The organism is Arthrobacter liuii (genome assembly GCF_014639275.1).
GTDB lineage: Bacteria > Actinomycetota > Actinomycetes > Actinomycetales > Micrococcaceae > Arthrobacter > Arthrobacter liuii.
This window is the reverse complement of sequence record NZ_BMFW01000003.1, coordinates 318,876-336,043: the sequence shown is the minus strand read 5'-3', so window position 1 is coordinate 336,043 and position 17,168 is coordinate 318,876. Positions and strand designations below refer to the sequence as shown.

The 17,168-nt window shown below is 67.2% G+C and carries 15 protein-coding genes; 13 read left to right on the top strand and 2 right to left on the bottom strand.

Annotation, left to right across the window (positions count from 1 at the left end; all coding sequences use genetic code 11):
- The first annotated feature begins 70 nt into the window (after positions 1-70).
- The 13 genes from pyrR (at position 71) to IEW19_RS05415 (ending at position 15,151) form a co-directional block, all read left to right on the top strand.
- A complete protein-coding gene (gene pyrR, locus IEW19_RS05475; protein WP_188570655.1) occupies positions 71-658 on the top strand; it encodes a bifunctional pyr operon transcriptional regulator/uracil phosphoribosyltransferase PyrR in 588 nt (195 codons plus the stop codon).
- Positions 655-1,680, top strand: coding sequence for an aspartate carbamoyltransferase catalytic subunit (locus IEW19_RS05470; protein WP_188570654.1), 1,026 nt, complete (start codon positions 655-657; stop codon positions 1,678-1,680). The genes pyrR and IEW19_RS05470 overlap by 4 nt, the downstream gene beginning before the upstream one ends.
- Positions 1,680-3,020 carry a dihydroorotase gene (locus IEW19_RS05465; RefSeq protein ID WP_188570653.1) on the top strand — a complete coding sequence of 447 codons (1,341 nt, stop codon included), beginning with the start codon at positions 1,680-1,682 and terminating at the stop codon, positions 3,018-3,020. The genes IEW19_RS05470 and IEW19_RS05465 overlap by 1 nt, the downstream gene beginning before the upstream one ends.
- Positions 3,020-3,541 (top strand): PH-like domain-containing protein, encoded by a 522-nt coding sequence (locus IEW19_RS05460; RefSeq protein ID WP_188570652.1) that lies wholly within the window; start codon positions 3,020-3,022, stop codon positions 3,539-3,541. The genes IEW19_RS05465 and IEW19_RS05460 overlap by 1 nt, the downstream gene beginning before the upstream one ends.
- Complete coding sequence (gene carA, locus IEW19_RS05455; protein ID WP_188570651.1) at positions 3,522-4,835, top strand: glutamine-hydrolyzing carbamoyl-phosphate synthase small subunit; 1,314 nt, start codon at positions 3,522-3,524, stop codon at positions 4,833-4,835. The genes IEW19_RS05460 and carA overlap by 20 nt, the downstream gene beginning before the upstream one ends.
- Positions 4,835-8,149, top strand: a complete 3,315-nt coding sequence (gene carB, locus IEW19_RS05450) for a carbamoyl-phosphate synthase large subunit (protein WP_188570650.1) — start codon at positions 4,835-4,837, stop codon at positions 8,147-8,149. The genes carA and carB overlap by 1 nt, the downstream gene beginning before the upstream one ends.
- Positions 8,142-9,020, top strand: a complete 879-nt coding sequence (pyrF, locus tag IEW19_RS05445; protein ID WP_188570649.1) for an orotidine-5'-phosphate decarboxylase — start codon at positions 8,142-8,144, stop codon at positions 9,018-9,020. The genes carB and pyrF overlap by 8 nt, the downstream gene beginning before the upstream one ends.
- A gap of 110 nt (positions 9,021-9,130) precedes the next feature.
- Complete coding sequence (mihF, locus tag IEW19_RS05440; protein WP_188570648.1) at positions 9,131-9,448, top strand: integration host factor, actinobacterial type; 318 nt, start codon at positions 9,131-9,133, stop codon at positions 9,446-9,448.
- 45 nt (positions 9,449-9,493) lie between these two features.
- The gene (gene gmk, locus IEW19_RS05435; RefSeq protein WP_188570647.1) at positions 9,494-10,087 is read left to right on the top strand and encodes a guanylate kinase; all 594 of its coding nucleotides are present in this window, start codon (positions 9,494-9,496) and stop codon (positions 10,085-10,087) included.
- Positions 10,088-10,102: 15 nt separating this feature from the next.
- The gene (rpoZ, locus tag IEW19_RS05430; protein ID WP_003800778.1) at positions 10,103-10,363 is read left to right on the top strand and encodes a DNA-directed RNA polymerase subunit omega; all 261 of its coding nucleotides are present in this window, start codon (positions 10,103-10,105) and stop codon (positions 10,361-10,363) included.
- Positions 10,364-10,401: 38 nt separating this feature from the next.
- Positions 10,402-11,640, top strand: coding sequence for a bifunctional phosphopantothenoylcysteine decarboxylase/phosphopantothenate--cysteine ligase CoaBC (gene coaBC, locus IEW19_RS05425; RefSeq protein WP_188570646.1), 1,239 nt, complete (start codon positions 10,402-10,404; stop codon positions 11,638-11,640).
- Between the two features lie 87 nt (positions 11,641-11,727).
- Positions 11,728-12,963: a methionine adenosyltransferase gene (metK, locus tag IEW19_RS05420; RefSeq protein ID WP_188570645.1), complete on the top strand. Its 1,236-nt coding sequence runs from the start codon at positions 11,728-11,730 to the stop codon at positions 12,961-12,963.
- A gap of 91 nt (positions 12,964-13,054) precedes the next feature.
- Positions 13,055-15,151 carry a primosomal protein N' gene (locus IEW19_RS05415; RefSeq protein WP_188570644.1) on the top strand — a complete coding sequence of 699 codons (2,097 nt, stop codon included), beginning with the start codon at positions 13,055-13,057 and terminating at the stop codon, positions 15,149-15,151.
- Positions 15,152-15,161: 10 nt separating this feature from the next.
- Here IEW19_RS05415 and IEW19_RS05410 read toward each other — a convergent pair whose 3' ends face one another.
- Both IEW19_RS05410 and IEW19_RS05405 read right to left on the bottom strand, forming a co-directional pair.
- Positions 15,162-16,238, bottom strand: coding sequence for a glycosyltransferase family 4 protein (locus IEW19_RS05410; protein WP_188570643.1), 1,077 nt, complete (start codon positions 16,236-16,238; stop codon positions 15,162-15,164).
- The gene (locus IEW19_RS05405) at positions 16,235-17,164 is read right to left on the bottom strand and encodes an alpha/beta fold hydrolase (protein ID WP_188570642.1); all 930 of its coding nucleotides are present in this window, start codon (positions 17,162-17,164) and stop codon (positions 16,235-16,237) included. Before IEW19_RS05405 ends, IEW19_RS05410 begins: the two co-directional genes overlap by 4 nt.
- Positions 17,165-17,168: the final 4 nt, after the last annotated feature.

Genomic DNA, 17,168 nt, shown 5'->3' with positions numbered 1-17,168 from the left:
TGGTAATTTTGAACAGCAAATGTTCCTTTTTTAATTCCGTCCTGTGAGGCGGGGAAAGGGGAGACGAGCGTTGACTTCTGTCACCAGCGCACCGGTTCCAGCCAGGGTTGTCCTCAGCCAGGCGGACATCGACCGGGCCCTCACTCGTATCGCCCATGAGATCCTCGAAGCCAATAAGGGTTCCCGGGACCTGGTCCTGTTGGGCATCCCCCGCCGCGGATACCCGTTGGCCGTGCGGTTGGCGGAAAAAATCGCCGCCGCTGACGACACCGTTGATGCCGCTGCCATTGTGGGCCAGCTTGACGTCACCATGTTCCGCGATGACCTCTCCCACCAGGGCACCCGGCCGCCGTACCCCACCAGGCTGCCCCGGACAGGCATCGACAACAAAGTGGTGGTGCTCATCGACGACGTCCTGTACTCCGGCCGCACCATCCGGGCGGCCCTGGATGCCCTCGTCGACCTGGGCCGCCCCCGCATCGTCCGGCTCGCCGTCCTGATCGACCGGGGCCACCGCGAACTTCCCATCCGGGCGGACCACGTGGGCAAGAACCTGCCCACCTCCTCCGCGGAAAAAGTCCGGGTCCGGCTTGAAGAGACAGACACGTCCGGCGCCGGAATTCCGGTCAACGAAGTCGTGATCGAAGGCGGCGCATGAAACACCTCCTGTCCACCGAGGACCTCAGCCTCGCCAACGCCATCCGTATCCTGGACACAGCCGAGGAAATGTCAGCCGTGGGGGAGCGGGAAGTCAAGAAGCTTCCGGCACTTCGCGGACGAACGGTGGTCAACCTCTTCTTCGAAGACTCCACCCGCACCCGCATCTCCTTCGAAGCCGCAGCCAAGCGGCTGTCGGCCGACGTGATCAACTTCGCCGCCAAGGGCTCTTCGGTATCCAAGGGGGAGTCGCTCAAGGACACGGCCCAGACGCTGTCCGCCATGGGGGCTGACGCCGTCGTGATCCGGCACTGGGCCTCCGGCGCACCCTACCGGCTCGCCGCAACCGACTGGATCGAGGCAGCTGTCATCAACGCCGGCGACGGCACCCACGAACACCCCACCCAGGCCCTGCTCGATGCCTTCACCATGCGCAGGCACTGGGCCCGTCTCTCCGGCACAGGCTCCGAAGGGACCGACCTCAAGGGTATGCGCGTGGCCATCGCCGGCGACGTCCTGCACTCCCGTGTTGCGCGCTCCAACGTCTGGCTGCTTCGGACCCTCGGGGCGGAAGTCACCCTGGTGGCACCGCCCACGCTGCTGCCCGTCGGCGTCGAAAAGTGGCCCTGCAGCGTCAGCTACGACCTGGACCAAACCCTGGCGAACGGCGTTGACGCCGTCATGATGCTCCGGGTGCAGGGCGAACGCATGAACGCCTCATTCTTTCCCAGTACCCGGGAATACTCGCGCCGCTGGGGCTTTGACAACAACCGTCTCAGGGCACTCGACGACCTTGGCCTCACGGACACCATCATCATGCACCCGGGTCCCATGAACCGGGGCCTGGAGATCAGCGCCGCCGCGGCGGACTCGCCCCGTTCCACCGTCCTGGCCCAGGTCCGAAACGGCGTGTCCGTGCGGATGGCCGCACTGTACCTGCTGCTCTCCGGGGATACCCGGGAACCAGCCACACACCGGGCACCGGCCTACGCTGCCGCCGCCCCCACCAAGGAGAGCAACTGATGGCAGGCAACACCGGAACATACCTCATCCAAGGCGCTGCCATCCTGGGCGGCGATCCTGCCGACCTGCTTGTCCGCGACGGCATCATCGCCGAGATCGGCAGCGGGCTTTCCGCTGACGGCGCCACCGTCATCGACGCAACCGGCCTGGTGGCACTGCCCGGCATGGTGGACGTCCACACCCACCTCCGCGAACCGGGCCGCGAGGACGCGGAGACAGTGGAGACCGGGACGCGGGCAGCAGCCCTCGGCGGCTACACCGCCGTGCACGCCATGGCCAACAGCACCCCCGTGGCCGACACCGCAGGCGTGGTGGAACAGGTCTACACGCTGGGCCGCGCAGCAGGCTGGGTGGATGTCCGCCCGGTAGGCGCCGTCACCGTCGGCCTCGCGGGGGAGCAGCTGGCCGAGCTCGGCGCCATGGCTGATTCCCGCGCCGCGGTGCGGATGTTCTCCGACGACGGCATCTGCGTCCACGACCCCGTGCTGATGCGCCGCGCCCTGGAGTACGTCAAGGCGTTCGACGGCGTGGTGGCCCAGCATGCGCAGGAACCGCGGCTCACGGCCGGGGCACAGATGAACGAGGGCGACGTCTCCGCCGTCCTGGGCCTGGCTGGCTGGCCCGCGGTCGCCGAGGAGAGCATCATTGCCCGTGACGTCCTGCTGGCCCAGCACGTCGGCTCCCGCCTGCACGTGTGCCACGTGTCCACGGCAGGTTCGGTGGACATCATCCGCTGGGCCAAGGAACGCGGGATCGACGTCACTGCCGAAGTCACCCCGCACCACCTGCTGCTGACCGACGACCTGGTGCGCAGCTACGACCCCGTCTTCAAGGTCAACCCACCGCTGCGCACCGACGCCGACGTCCAGGCATTGCGCGCCGGCCTGGCAGACGGCACGATCGACGTTGTGGGAACCGACCACGCACCGCACCCCAGCGAACACAAGGAATGCGAGTGGGCGCAGGCTGCCATGGGCATGACCGGACTGGAAACGGCCCTGTCCGTGGTCCAGCACGCCATGATCGAAACCGGACTGATGACCTGGGCTGACTTCGCCAGGGTCACGTCCACCGCCGCCGCCAGGATCGGCCGGTTGAACGACCAGGGCCGGCCCATCGAAGCCGGGGAGCCCGCCAACCTCATCCTGGTGGATCCGGCCGCACGCTGGACAGTGGACCCCTTCCAGATGGCCACCATGGGCCGCAACTCGCCGTTCAAGGGCAGGGAGCTCCCCGGCAAGGTAGTGGCCACCTTCTACAAGGGCCACGCCACGGTCCTCGATGGTGCACTGAACTCGCCGCACCCGGATGCCGCCGCGACTCCGGCAGGCGTTGCCTAATGGATACCAAGCTTCTGTCCGCGGTCGTCACGGGGGCGATCATCGCCGTCGTCCTGGTGATGATGTGGGCAGGCTGGCGGAGCCGGCTGAGGCGCCAGTCCGACGTCGAGCAGCTGCCGCAGGTGCCCGACGCGCCGGGCGAACCCACCGCCGCCGCACAGGGACAGTACGTGGCCACCACAACGGCCGGCGACTGGCTTGACCGGATCGCGGTGCACGGGCTGGGCATCCGCACCAATGCCACCCTCGCGCTCTACCCGCACGGCGTCCTCTACGAGCGGTCAGGGGCACCTGCCCTGTACATCCCCGCAGCCTCCCTTACCGGTGTCCGCCAGGACAGCGGCATGGCCGGCAAGTTCGTGGAAAAGGATGGCCTGCTGGTGCTGGCTTGGACGCTCGGCGCGCATGAACTGGACACCGGTTTCCGCACCCGCCGCGCCGCCGACAAGGACGTGCTGTACCAGGCCCTTCAGGATTTGATTTCGTCAGCCCCAGCGGCTGGTGCCACCAGTGGAAAGTAAGACAGTGAAAGCGAATACATTGACAGCAACCACCTCCGCTCCTGTATCGGCCCCGGCTGCGCTGGTTCTCGAAGACGGGCGCATTTTCCGCGGCACCAGCTACGGCGCCACCGGCACCGCCCTGGGCGAGGCCGTCTTCGCCACCGGCATGACCGGCTACCAGGAAACCATCACCGATCCGTCCTACGCCCGCCAGCTGGTGGTCCAGACGGCCCCGCACATCGGCAACACCGGCGTGAACAATGACGACGCCGAGTCCCGGCGCATTTGGGTGGCCGGCTATATCGTCCGCGACGCCGCGCGCCGGCCCTCCAACTGGCGCTCCGAGCGGTCGCTGGACGAAGAGCTGGTGGCCCAGGGCATCGTCGGCATCCAGGGCGTGGACACCCGGGCCATCACCCGGCACCTGCGCGAGCACAAAACCATGCGCGCCGGCATCTTCTCCGGTGAGGCAGCGCAAAGCACGGATAAGGAACTGCTCGACGCCGTCCTGGCGAGTGCGCCCATGGAAGGCGCCCGCCTGGCCGAGGAAGTCAGCGTTGACGAAGCGTATGTGGTGGAACCGAAGGACCACGGCTGGGACGGCGAACCCCGCTTCAGCATCGCGGCGATCGACCTTGGCATCAAGGCCATGACCCCGGTCCGGTTCGCCGAGCGCGGCGTCCGCGTCCACGTGCTTCCCGCCACCGCCACCCTCGAGGACGTCAAGGCAGTCAATCCGGACGGTTTCTTCATGTCCAACGGTCCCGGCGACCCCGCCACGGCCGACGCCCAGGTCAAGCTGCTCCGCTCAGTCCTGGACGAGAAGCTGCCCTACTTCGGCATCTGCTTCGGCAACCAGATCCTGGGCCGCGCCCTGGGCTTCGGCACCTACAAGCTGCGCTACGGCCACCGCGGCATCAACCAGCCGGTCATGGACCGGCGTACCGGCAAGGTGGAAATCACCTCCCAGAACCACGGCTTTGCCGTGGACGCACCGCTCGACGGCGCCACCCAGGCTCCGGAGGGACGCTACGGCCGGGTGGAGGTCAGCCACGTCAGCCTGAACGACGACGTCGTGGAAGGCCTCGCCTGCCTGGACATCCCGGCGTTCTCCGTGCAGTACCACCCGGAAGCAGCCGCCGGCCCGCACGATGCCGCCTACCTGTTCGACCGCTTCATCGACCTCATGGAAGGCACGCGGGAGGGCGGTAATGCCAACCTGTCCAAGGAGCCCGTGGACAGCGTGCATAACCCGGTTGAGGGCGCCGCAGCGCCGAAGAACTCCGACAACAAGACTGAGGACAAGAAGTAATGCCCAAGAGAACTGACCTTAAGAGCGTCCTGGTCATCGGTTCCGGCCCGATCGTCATCGGCCAGGCCGCCGAATTCGACTACTCCGGCACCCAGGCACTGCGTGTCCTCAAGGAGGAAGGCCTCCGCGTCATCCTCGTGAACTCCAACCCGGCCACCATCATGACCGACCCCGAGTTCGCAGACGCCACCTACGTTGAACCCATCACCCCCGAGGTGGTGGAGAAGATCATCGCCAAGGAACGCCCGGACGCCGTGCTGCCCACCCTGGGTGGCCAGACCGCGCTCAACACCGCCATCGCCCTGGACAAGAACGGCGTGCTGGAGAAGTACAACGTGGAACTGATCGGAGCGAACATCGCAGCGATCGAGCTTGGCGAGGACCGCGAGAAGTTCAAGGGCGTGGTGGAGCGCTGCGGCGCCGAGTCCGCCCGCAGCCACATCATCCACACCATGGATGAGGCGTTCACGGCAGCGGACGACCTGGGCTACCCCATGGTGGTCCGACCCTCCTTTACCATGGGCGGCCTGGGCTCCGGCCTGGCCTACAACGAGGAGGACCTGCGCCGCATCGTAGGCCAGGGCCTGCAGTACAGCCCCACCAGCGAGGTGCTGCTCGAAGAGAGCATCCTGGGCTGGAAGGAATACGAGCTCGAAATGATGCGGGACAAGAACGACAACGTGGTTGTGGTCTGCTCCATCGAGAACTTCGACCCCGTTGGCGTGCACACCGGCGACTCCATCACCGTGGCTCCCGCGCTCACCCTCACCGACCGCGAATACCAGAAGCTGCGCGACGTCGCCATCGCCGTCATCCGCGAGGTGGGCGTTGACACCGGCGGCTGCAACATCCAGTTCGCCATCGACCCCGCCACCGGCCGCGTGGTGGTCATCGAGATGAACCCCCGCGTCTCCCGTTCCTCCGCACTGGCGTCCAAGGCCACCGGCTTCGCCATCGCCAAAATCGCCACCAAGCTCTCCCTGGGCTACACCCTGGACGAGATCCCCAACGACATCACGCAGAAGACCCCCGCGTCCTTCGAACCCACGCTGGACTACGTGGTGGTCAAGGTCCCGAGGTTCGCCTTCGAGAAGTTCCCGGCGGCGGACAACACCCTGACCACCACCATGAAGTCGGTGGGCGAAGCGATGGCCATGGGCCGCAACTTCACCGAGGCCCTGCAGAAGGCCCTCCGCTCGCTGGAACAGAAGGGCTCGCAGCTGGACTTCAGCAGCGTTCCCGAATGGGAAGTCGCGGAACTGATCGAAAAGGCCAAGCGCCCGACGACGGACCGCCTGCACCAGGTCCAGCGCGCGCTCCTGGGCGGCGCCACCGTGGAACAGCTATTCGAAGCCACCAAGATCGACCCCTGGTTCCTCGACCAGCTGGAACTGCTCAACGAGATCTCCCGCGAGATCCGCCAGGCAGGTGCCCTGACCCAGGAGATGCTGCAGCGCGCCAAGCGGCACGGCTTCTCCGACGAGCAGATCGGCGCGCTGACGCACAACCCGGAGGCCGTCGTCCGCGGCGTCCGGCAGGCCCTGGGCATCCGGCCGGTCTACAAGACCGTGGACACCTGCGCCGCCGAGTTCGCCGCGTACACGCCGTACCACTACTCCTCCTACGACGAGGAGGACGAGGTTGCGCTGCACGCCAAACCGTCCATCCTGATCCTCGGCTCCGGTCCCAACCGCATCGGCCAGGGCATCGAGTTCGACTACTCCTGCGTCCATGCCTCCATGGCGCTGCGAAAGGCCGGCTACGAGACCGTCATGGTCAACTGCAACCCGGAAACCGTCTCCACCGACTACGACGTCTCAACCCGCCTGTACTTCGAGCCGCTCACGCTTGAAGACGTGCTCGAGGTCATCGCGGCCGAGGAACGCACCGGCGGCGTCATGGGCGTCTTCGTCCAGCTGGGCGGCCAGACCCCGCTGAAGCTTGCCCAGCAGCTGGCCGATGCCGGTGTGCCCATCCTGGGCACCTCCCCGGAGGCGATCGACCTGGCCGAGCATCGCGGCGCCTTCTCCCGCGTGCTGGACAAGGCCGGCCTGGTGTCGCCCAAGAACGGCACGGCCGTCTCCTTCGAGGACGCCAAGAAGATCGCTGACGAGATCGGCTACCCGGTCCTGGTCCGCCCGTCCTATGTGCTGGGCGGCCGCGGCATGGAAATCGTCTACGACGAGCCCAACCTCTCCCGCTACATCGCCAACGCCACCGAGATCACCCCGGACCACCCGGTGTTGATCGACCGCTTCCTGGAGGACGCCGTCGAAATCGACGTGGACGCCCTCTATGACGGCACCGACATATACCTGGGCGGAATCATGGAACACATCGAGGAAGCCGGCATCCACTCCGGTGACTCGGCCTGCGTCCTGCCGCCCATCACCCTGGGGAGCAACGTCGTCGAGCGCGTGCGCACCGCCACCCGCGCCATCGCTGAAGGCGTGGGCGTGCGCGGCCTCATCAACATCCAGTTCGCGCTGGCCTCCGACGTCCTGTACGTCCTGGAAGCCAACCCCCGCGCCTCCCGGACCGTGCCGTTCGTGTCAAAGGCCACCGGCGTCCAGATGGCCAAAGCCGCCGCCCTCATCGGCACCGGCGTGACCATCAACCAGCTCCGCAGCGCCTACAAAATGCTGCCGGAAGTCGGCGACGGCTCCAACCTGCCGCTGGATGCCCCCGTGGCCGTCAAGGAAGCGGTGCTGCCGTTCAGCCGGTTCCGCACCCTCGAGGGCAAGGTCGTGGACTCGCTGCTCGGGCCCGAGATGCGCTCCACCGGTGAGGTCATGGGCATCGACAAGCACTTCGACACCGCCTTCGCCAAGAGCCAGGCAGGTGCCAACAACGCACTGCCCACCGAGGGCAAGGTGTTCGTCTCCGTGGCCAACCGGGACAAGCGCTCCGTGATCATGGGGGTCAAGCGGCTCTCCGACCTCGGCTTCGAGATTGTGTCCACCGGCGGCACCGCCGACGTCCTGCGCCGCAACGGCATCCAGGCCACCCCGGTACGCAAGGTGGCCGAGGGCAGCAGCGCCGAAGGGGAAGGCACCATTGCCGACCTCATTGTGGCGGGCGAGATCGACATGGTCTTCAACACCCCCTCCGGCGGCGAAGCCCGCAGCGACGGCTACGAGCTCCGCGCCGCGGCAACGTCCATCGGCATTCCGTGCATCACCACGGTGGCCGAGTTCAATGCCGCAGTCCAGGCCATCGAAGCCATGCGTACCTACGAGTGGTCCGTCACCAGCCTGCAGGAGCACGCCGCAGCGCTTGCCGAGTCGCAGAAGGCGGCCCTGCAGCATGCCTGAGCAGGTACCCGGCTCGCGCCAGGAACCAGCCGCGCGCCGGGAGTCCTTTGGCTCCCGGCTGGGCGCCGCCATGGCCAGCCGCGGCCCGCTGTGCGTGGGCATCGACCCGCACCCGGCGCTGCTGGCGAGCTGGGGACTGGACGACGACGCCGAAGGGCTCAGGCGCTTTTCCCTGACAGTCCTCGAGGCGGTTGCCTCGCTCGCTGCCGCGGTCAAGCCCCAGGTGGCGCTTTACGAGCGCCACGGCTCGGCCGGCATGGCCGTGCTGGAGGAAGTCCTGGCCACCGCGAGGGATGAGGCAGTCCTCAGCATCGCCGACGCCAAGCGGGGCGATATCGGTTCCACCATGGCCGCCTATGCAGACGCCTGGCTCCGGGACGAGTCCCCGCTGGCCGCGGACTCCGTCACGCTGAGCCCCTACCTTGGCTTCGAGTCATTGCGCCCTGCACTTGACCTGGCGGCCGAAACCGGCCGCGGTGTCTTCGTGCTGGCACTGACTTCCAACCCGGAGGGCGCCTCAGTCCAGCACGTGGGCGGCAAAGACTCAGTGGCACGCAGGATTTCGGCTGCGGCAGCGGCGGAGAACTCCAGGTACGAAGGAAACCTGGGATCTGTAGGGCTGGTGGTTGGTGCCACCGTTGGCAGCGCCCTGAAGGACCTGGACCTGGACCTGGCTGCCGTGCGCGGCCCCATCCTGGCGCCAGGGCTCGGCGCCCAGGGGGCCACCCCTGCCGGGCTGCGGGCGACGTTCGGTGATGCCTACCCGCTGGTCCTGGGAACGTCCAGCCGCGAGATCCTGTCGGCGGGACCGCAGATCCGCGGCCTGCGCGAGGCTGCCCTCCGTACACTGGACGGACTGCGCGGGGAATAGGCTGCAATTGCCTGGATGCATTGATTCGGGCTGCACCAGAGGGTAGTTTCAGGACAGGTCCAAGGGCGGCCGCCCTTGGACGAAATCCGCCGACTCCGGGGGTGTCCGAGATGGTCCTGCGACCTTTATCTGCGTCGGAACGGGCCGACGCCCTGGGCAAGGCGGCAGCAGCCAGGGCCACCCGTGCCGCCGCCAAGGAAAGCCTGCGGCACGGCGACAGGTCAGCAGCGGACATCATCAGCGCCGCTCTGGAAGACGACGCGCTGGCCCGCATGAGGGTTTCGGAACTGCTCGAGGCCCTTCCCGGCATCGGTAAAGTGCGGGCCGCTGCGATCATGCAGCAACTGGGCATTGCTGCGTCGCGGAGGGTCCGGGGCCTGGGCGTGCACCAGCGCCGGGCGCTGGTAGATTTTATAGACGAGCATTGAGGCAGGCAGCGCCTGTCTTTCCCCCAACTGCGGCAAAAGGAATACGTGAGCAAGAAACCTGGACTGACAGTCCTCGCAGGTCCGACGGCTGTTGGCAAAGGCACCGTGTCCACATACATCCGTGACAACTACCCCGAGGTTTGGCTTTCCGTCTCAGCCACTACCCGGGCGCCCCGGCCGGGGGAGGTGGACGGCGTGCACTACTTCTTCAAAACCAAGGACGAGTTCGAACAGCTCGTCGCCGAGGGTGAACTCCTGGAATGGGCCGTTGTCCACGGAGAGAACACTTACGGCACCTTGAAGAGCACAGTGAACCGGGCCATCGAGGAGGGCCGTTCGGTGCTGCTGGAGATTGACCTGCAGGGTGCGCGCCAGGTCAAGGCGGCCGTTCCGGACGCCCAGTTCGTCTTCCTGGCCCCGCCCACCTGGGACGAAATGGTCCGCCGGCTGGTGGGCCGGGGCACCGAAACACCCGAGGAACAGCAGCGGCGCCTGGAAACCGCTAAACTGGAACTTGCTGCTGAACCGGAGTTCGACCACACCGTCATCAACGACGACGTCCGCCGGGCAGCGGACGAGCTTGTTTCACTCATGGGGCTGACACCGCATCCACACCTGCCGGAACCGTCAGCCCGCTAGGAATTTGGAGAATTCGTGTCCACGAACCTTGAAGGCATCATCAACCCGCCGATCGACTCGCTGCTCGAGGCAGCCGACTCCAAGTACGGCCTGGTGATCTTCGGTGCCAAGCGCGCTCGTCAGATCAATGCCTACTACGCCCAGCTGCACGAGGGCCTCTTCGAATACGTCGGACCCCTGGTTGACACCAAGCTGAACGAGAAGTCGCTCTCGATCGCACTGCGCGAGATCAACGAAGGCAAACTGGTTTCCACACCGATCGAAGCCGCAGAGTAGTCCTGCCGCTGAACTGACTTGCTGTTGACGGAGGTCACGTGCGCATAGTCCTCGGAGTCGGGGGAGGGATCGCCGCCTACAAGGTGGCATCGCTCCTCCGGCTTTTTACTGAAGCCGGCCATGACGTCACGGTAATTCCCACGGAGGCGTCCACCCGTTTCATTGGGACCGCCACCTGGGAGGCACTGTCCGGAAATCCGGTCAGCAACAGCGTCTTCGACGACGTCCACCTGGTCAACCATGTCCGCCTTGGACACGAGGCGGACCTGGTGGTCGTGGCCCCCGCCACGGCTGACCTCCTGGCGAAGGCCGCCACCGGCCAAGCCGGCGACCTGCTTACCAACACGCTGCTGATGGCCCACGGGCCAGTGCTGTTCGCCCCCGCCATGCACACGGAAATGTGGCAGCACGCCGCCACCCGCGCCAACGTTGAAACGCTCCGCAGCCGGGGTGCGGCCGTCCTGGAACCGGCTTCCGGCAGGTTGACGGGCGCAGACTCCGGGCCGGGCAGGCTCCCGGAACCGCAGGTGATCTTCGAGGCAGCCATGGCCCTGGTCCAGGGGCAGTCCGACTACCAGCTGCCGCTGGCGGGCAGGATCGTGACCATCAGTGCCGGCGGAACGCGCGAGCCGCTGGACCCCGTGCGCTTCCTTGGCAACCGGTCCTCAGGCAAGCAGGGCGTGGCACTGGCGGTCGCGGCCCGGAACGCGGGCGCTACAGTCCGCTTGCTGGCAGCCCATATGGACGTTCCACCGCCGGCGGGCGTTGAGGTGGTGCGCGTGGAGACCGCCTTGCAACTCCGGGCAGCCGCGCTGGACGCCGCTGCCCGCTCCGACGTCGTCATCATGTCCGCTGCCGTTGCCGACTTCCGCCCGGCAGAAGTGTCGGACACCAAGATCAAAAAGCGGGACGACACCGCAGATCCCGTCATCAGCCTGGTGCGCAACCCGGACATCCTGCAGGAGCTCGTGGAACAGCGCAACTCCGGTCCTGCCGGATCCGGGCAGCTCATCGTCGGCTTTGCCGCCGAGACCGGGGACAGCCAAGGCGACGTCCTGGCGTATGCGGAAGCAAAACTGCGCCGGAAGGGCTGCGATCTGCTGGTGGTTAACCACGTGGGGACGGACAAGGTCTTCGGGCAGGACTCCAACTCGGTGGTCATCCTCTCGCGCTCCGGCTCCGAACCACAGGAGGCCTCGGGAACCAAGACTGAGGTTTCTGAAGCGATCATCGGCCGCATCAGCTTTGAACTGAACCACGTTTCACCCCGCGCCTGACGTGTTCCTGGCCACGTTTGCCGGGCACGGTGACATCGGATGACACCTGCTGCGGGGTGTACGGATTCCAACCAGTAAGGTAGTTGAGTGACTTTACCGCTGCACGTTCCCCAGACCCATGGGGCCACGCCCTCCGCGCTCAGGCTTTTCACGTCCGAGTCGGTCACCGAAGGCCATCCGGACAAGATCTGCGACCAGATCAGCGACGCCATCCTGGATGCGCTCCTGGCCGCAGACCCGGAATCGCGTGTGGCAGTGGAGACCATGGCCACCACCGGTCTGGTCCACGTGGCCGGCGAGGTCACCACCGACGCCTACGTTGAAATCCCGCAGATCGTGCGCGAAACCATCCTGGGAATCGGTTATGACTCTTCGGCCAACGGGTTCGACGGCGCCCGCTGCGGCGTGTCTGTCTCCATCGGCCAGCAGTCCAACGACATCGCCGGCGGCGTCTTCAACTCCCTCGAAGCCCGCGAGGGCCGCCAGGAGGACGACTACGACCTCCAAGGTGCCGGCGACCAGGGCCTGATGTTTGGCTACGCCAGCGACGAGACACCTTCCTACATGCCGACGCCCATCTGGCTGGCCCACCGCCTCTCCGAGCGGCTCACCGATGTCCGCAAGACCGGCCAGCTGCCCTACCTCCGCCCGGACGGCAAGACCCAGGTGACCGTCGGCTACGACAAAGACGTCCCCGTATCGGTGGAAACCGTGGTGATCTCCAGCCAGCATGCCGAGGGGGCAAGCCTGGAGCAGCTGCGCGCGGACCTCGCCGCCGTCGTCATTGAACCCGTCCTGGCCGCCGCCAACCTGGACATCTCCCGCGCAGCGAACATCCTCAATCCTGCGGGTGAGTTCGTCATTGGCGGTCCTGTGGGCGACGCCGGCCTCACCGGCCGCAAAATCATCGTTGACACCTACGGCGGCATGGCACGCCACGGCGGCGGTGCCTTCTCCGGCAAGGATCCGTCCAAGGTGGACCGCTCCGCTGCGTACGCCATGCGCTGGGTTGCCAAGAACGTGGTGGCCGCGGGACTGGCCAAGCGTGCTGAGATCCAGATCGCCTACGCCATTGGCCAGGCCCGGCCCGTGGGAACCTACGTGGAGACGTTCGGCACCGAGACGGTGGATCCAGCCCGGATCAGCGAAGCCATCGCGGAAATCTTCGACCTTCGTCCGCGGGCCATCATCGACGCCCTGGACCTGAAGCGGCCCATCTACGCCAAGACGGCCGCCCATGGACACTTCGGCCGTGATGATCCCGACTTCACCTGGGAACGCCTGGACCGGGTGGACGACCTGAAGGCCTTCTTCAACGCCTAGTGGCGCTGCCGCCGGAGGCCGGAAGCCCAATGTCGGTGCCCGGTGCTTGGCTGTTCGTGTCCAACCCGGTAGCTGAACGGAGGTAACCGCCATGGTTGCTGACGGTTCCGTCCAGCCATCCCTGCTGCAGGGCTTCCCCGCACGTACGCTGCCCACCGGCATCGCCATCGCGGAGCGGTTCCCGGTGGCCCGGGTCCTCGTCGAGTCCTCGCTGCCGCACCTGGACCGCCCCTTTGACTACGCAGTGCCTGTTGCGCTGGACCAGGCAGCCCAGCCCGGCGTCAGGGTGAAGGTCAAGTTCAACGGCCAGGACCTCAGCGGATTCATCCTTGAACGGGTGGCGGAGTCCGACGCCGGACACACCCTGCTGCCCCTGGCGAAGGTTGTGTCCCCGGTTCCGGTCCTCACGCCCGCCGTCAGGGACCTTGCCACGGCCGTCGCTGCACGCTACGCGGGCACGGTCAGCGATGTCCTCCGCCTCGCAGTCCCACCCCGGGTGGCCGGGCTGGAAAAGGGTTATCCCGGATCGTTGGACCGCGCACTGGACACCGCGGAGGCGGCAGGCATGCCGAACACTTCCGGTACTCCCGGCGTTCAGCCCTGGACCGCGTACCGCACCGGAGCCGCGTTCCTCCGCCACCTGGCCAGCGGAGGATCCCCGCGTGCCGTCATCAACCCCCTGCAGGGATACGGGCCCGCCGGCTGGCCGGACCTGCTCGCCCAGGCCGCTGCTGCCACTTATTCCTCCGGCCGGGGTGCCCTGCTGGTGGTGCCCGACTACCGGGACCTCGACCGGCTCGAGGATGCGCTCAAGGACGTGGTTCCGGCGGAGGCCGTAGCCCGGCTCACTGCGGACGACGGCCCCACGCCCCGGTACCGGAATTTCCTCCGCCTGCTGGCGGGCAGGGCCAAAATCGCCATCGGCACACGCTCGGCCGCCTTCGCCCCGGTGCAGGACCTCGGGCTGGTTGCCTGTTGGGACGACGGCGACGACCTCCACATCGAGCAGCGCGCACCCTACGCCCACGCCAGGGAAGTCCTGCTCCTGAGGGCAGAGCAGGATAGTACGGCCTGCCTTCTGGCAGGGCACTCGCGCAGCACCGAGGTCCAGCGGCTGGTGGACGCCGGCTGGGCCGTCCCTGTTGAAACCGGCCGCTCCGCCGTCCGCAGCACTGTTCCCCGCGTGGTCAATACCGCCGACAGCTTCGAGCAGGGCCGCGACCCGCTGGCCACCATCGCCCGACTGCCGCACGCTGCGTGGCAGGCCGCCAAGGAAGGGCTGGAGCGCGGCCCCGTCCTGGTCCAGGTTGCCAGGGCAGGCTACGCGCCCTCACTCGTCTGCGAAACGTGCCGCGAACCCGCCCGCTGCGGGCACTGCCAGGGGCCCCTGGCGCTGGCCGGTACCTCCGCGTTGCCCCAGTGCCGCTGGTGTTCCACTCCGGCACCGGACTGGAAGTGCCCGCACTGCGGCGGGCGCCGGCTTCGAAAAGGGGCCACCGGAGTCCTGCGCACTGCCGAAGAGCTTGGCCGCGCGTTTCCCGGCAAAACGGTCATCACGTCCTCCGGGGACCAGGTGAAGGCAAAGGTGGGTGCGGGCAAGGCACTGGTGGTGGCAACCGTGGGGGCCGAACCCGTTGCGGACGGCGCGTATGCAGCCGCCCTGCTGCTGGACGGGGATTCCCTCCTGCGCCGCGAAACCCTCCGCGCCGGCGAAGACACCGTGCGCCGCTGGTTTAACGCAGCCGCACTCGTCCGTCCCGCTCACGACGGCGGATTGGTGGTGGTCACGGCCACGGACACGGCCGCCACAGGGGCGCTGCTGCGGTGGGATCCGGCCGGATACGCCCAGCGGGAGCTGTCCCTCCGGACGGAACTGCAGCTACCCCCGGCGGTGCGCATTGCATCGGTGACGGGGCCGCGCGCCGCCGTCGAACACTACACGGGTGCCGTGGAAGCAGACCTAGCCCACGCGGGCATAACGGTGCGCGCCGCCGGGCCCGCGCCGCTGCTGCTCACCGCAGCCCCCTCCGGCAGGCGCTCAGCCGAGGACGTACGGACCCTGCTGTTCTTCCCGTACAGCCAGGCGGCCGCCGTCGTCCGCGCCCTCCGGGTGACCCGCGCCGCCGTGGCTGCCAAGCGGGCCACGGAGCCCGTACAGCTGCGGCTGGACGGTGTCGACGTGCTGTAGGTCAACGGGCTTAGCGGCGTCGTTTCGCCATGATTTCCCGTGCCGCGTCCACCAGTTCACGAGCCGATTCGTCCCAGCTGAACCCTGCCGCCCGGTCAAGGGAGCGGCGGGAGATGTCCTGCCAGTGCGTGTCGTCCTGCAACTGCGCCACGGCGGCCGCGAACTGTTCCGGCGACTCCGGGTCCACGTAAATCGCTGCATCCCCGCCAACTTCCCGGAAGATGGGAATATCGCTGGCGATCACCGGGGTGCCTACCGCCATGGCCTCGACCAGGGGAAGGCCGTACCCCTCGGCCCGGGACAGGCTGACCAGTGCCGTTGCCCGCCGCAGGAGCCCGTCATATTCGGCATCCGTTACGCCGTCATGGAACACCACGGAGGCCCCCGGGGGCACCATGCCTTCCAGCTCCGCCCGCCGTCCTGGCGTGATCCGGCTGAGCAGGTGCAGGGTATAGCCGGGCAGCCCGGCCATGCCGGCCACCATGGTTTCCACGTTCTTGTAGGGCATGAACGAACCCATGTAGACGATCGCCTTGTCAGTACCGTCAGCGGGGTTGCGGTGCTCCTGCGCCGGTTGCGGGGCGTTTGCGATGATGCGCACAGGCCTGCGCGTCAGCCGGTATTTTGCCATCAGCGCTGCGGTGGTCCGGCTGATCGTGGCCACAGTGTCGGCCCGGTTGAGGAGCAGCCGCTGCGGCCAGAACGCCTTATGGTACAGGCGCCAGAGCAGCCTGACCGGGGCGGGCAGGAATCCCGGGGGAGTGGGGTGTTCGTAGTAGATGAGGTCGTGCAGGGTCAGGATCAGCCCGTACTTCCGGCCCCAGGTGCCCATGGTCTGCATGGGGCACACCACCACGTCCGCTCCGATGGCATTGACCTTCCGGGCGACGAACAGCTCCAGCGGCGAAAGCGGGCTGCTGATGAGCGTGTAGGGAACGTCCGGCAGGAGGGCGAGCTGCCGTACGTCGGAGACCAGCATGCTGACATCCGCGATCTTCGCTGTTGCCGCGATCAGGCTGGCTCCATAACGGCTGATGCCATCATGATGGTCGGTACGGGTGAAACGCGCATCTATGACAATTTTCACGCGGGGTGGTCCTTCAGGAAGCTGCGGATGTAGCGGGCGGCGGGCTCAGGCGTTTCGTAGTGGATCAGGTGTCCGACGCCGGGAATCACCTTCAGGTCCCCGTCCGGAAGCAGCGCCAGGAGGCGGTGCTGGTTGGGGAGGGTGGCGATCTCATCCTTTTCGCCGGCGATCAACAGCACGGGCAGCTCCAGCTGTCCCGCCACCTCGGCCACATGGCTGCTGACGGAGGCAGTGAATGACTCCAGGAGGCTGTCCCGGTCGGCGAAGGAACTGAAGTAGGCGTGGTGCTGGCCGTGGATGAAGACCCTCAGCTCCCGGTCGCGGGTCTTGGCCATGGTCTCGCTCATCACCCGCACAATCAGCGGATTGCGCAGCAGCGCCAGGCCCGGCCTGCGGGGCAGCCCTGCTGCGAGCCGGTAGTACAGAACGGCCAGCCGCGTCATGGCGCCCTTAGGCCCCTCCAGTGCGGGAGCGGCGATGGGGTTGATGAGGATCAGGGGACGCACGGCGTCCGGATTGTTGGCCACGAAGTGCGAGGCCACGATGGAGCCGAAGGAGTGTCCCAGCAGCACGGTATCCGGCCCCAGCTCCCGGGCAGCCATGAAGTCGGCGATGAACTGCCCGTAGCGCTCCACGGAATGCGGGCCCCGGGCGAAGGCCTCCGAACTGCCGAAGCCAGGCAGGTCCGGCATGATGATCCGCATGTCCGGAAGTTGGTCCGCCACGCGCAGGAGTCCATGGTGGTCTCCGCGGAACCCATGGACAACAAGGATGGTGCGGGTCTCCGGCGTCTCCAGCAAGGGCTCGTAGGTCCAGAAGGCCACCGTGCCGCCGTCGATTGTCACGGTGGAGGCTGAGGTGCGTGCGGACAGTTCGGCGCTCAGGTACGCCGGGGCAGGGGAGGTCCCGGGGTTTACGGTATCCATGGGC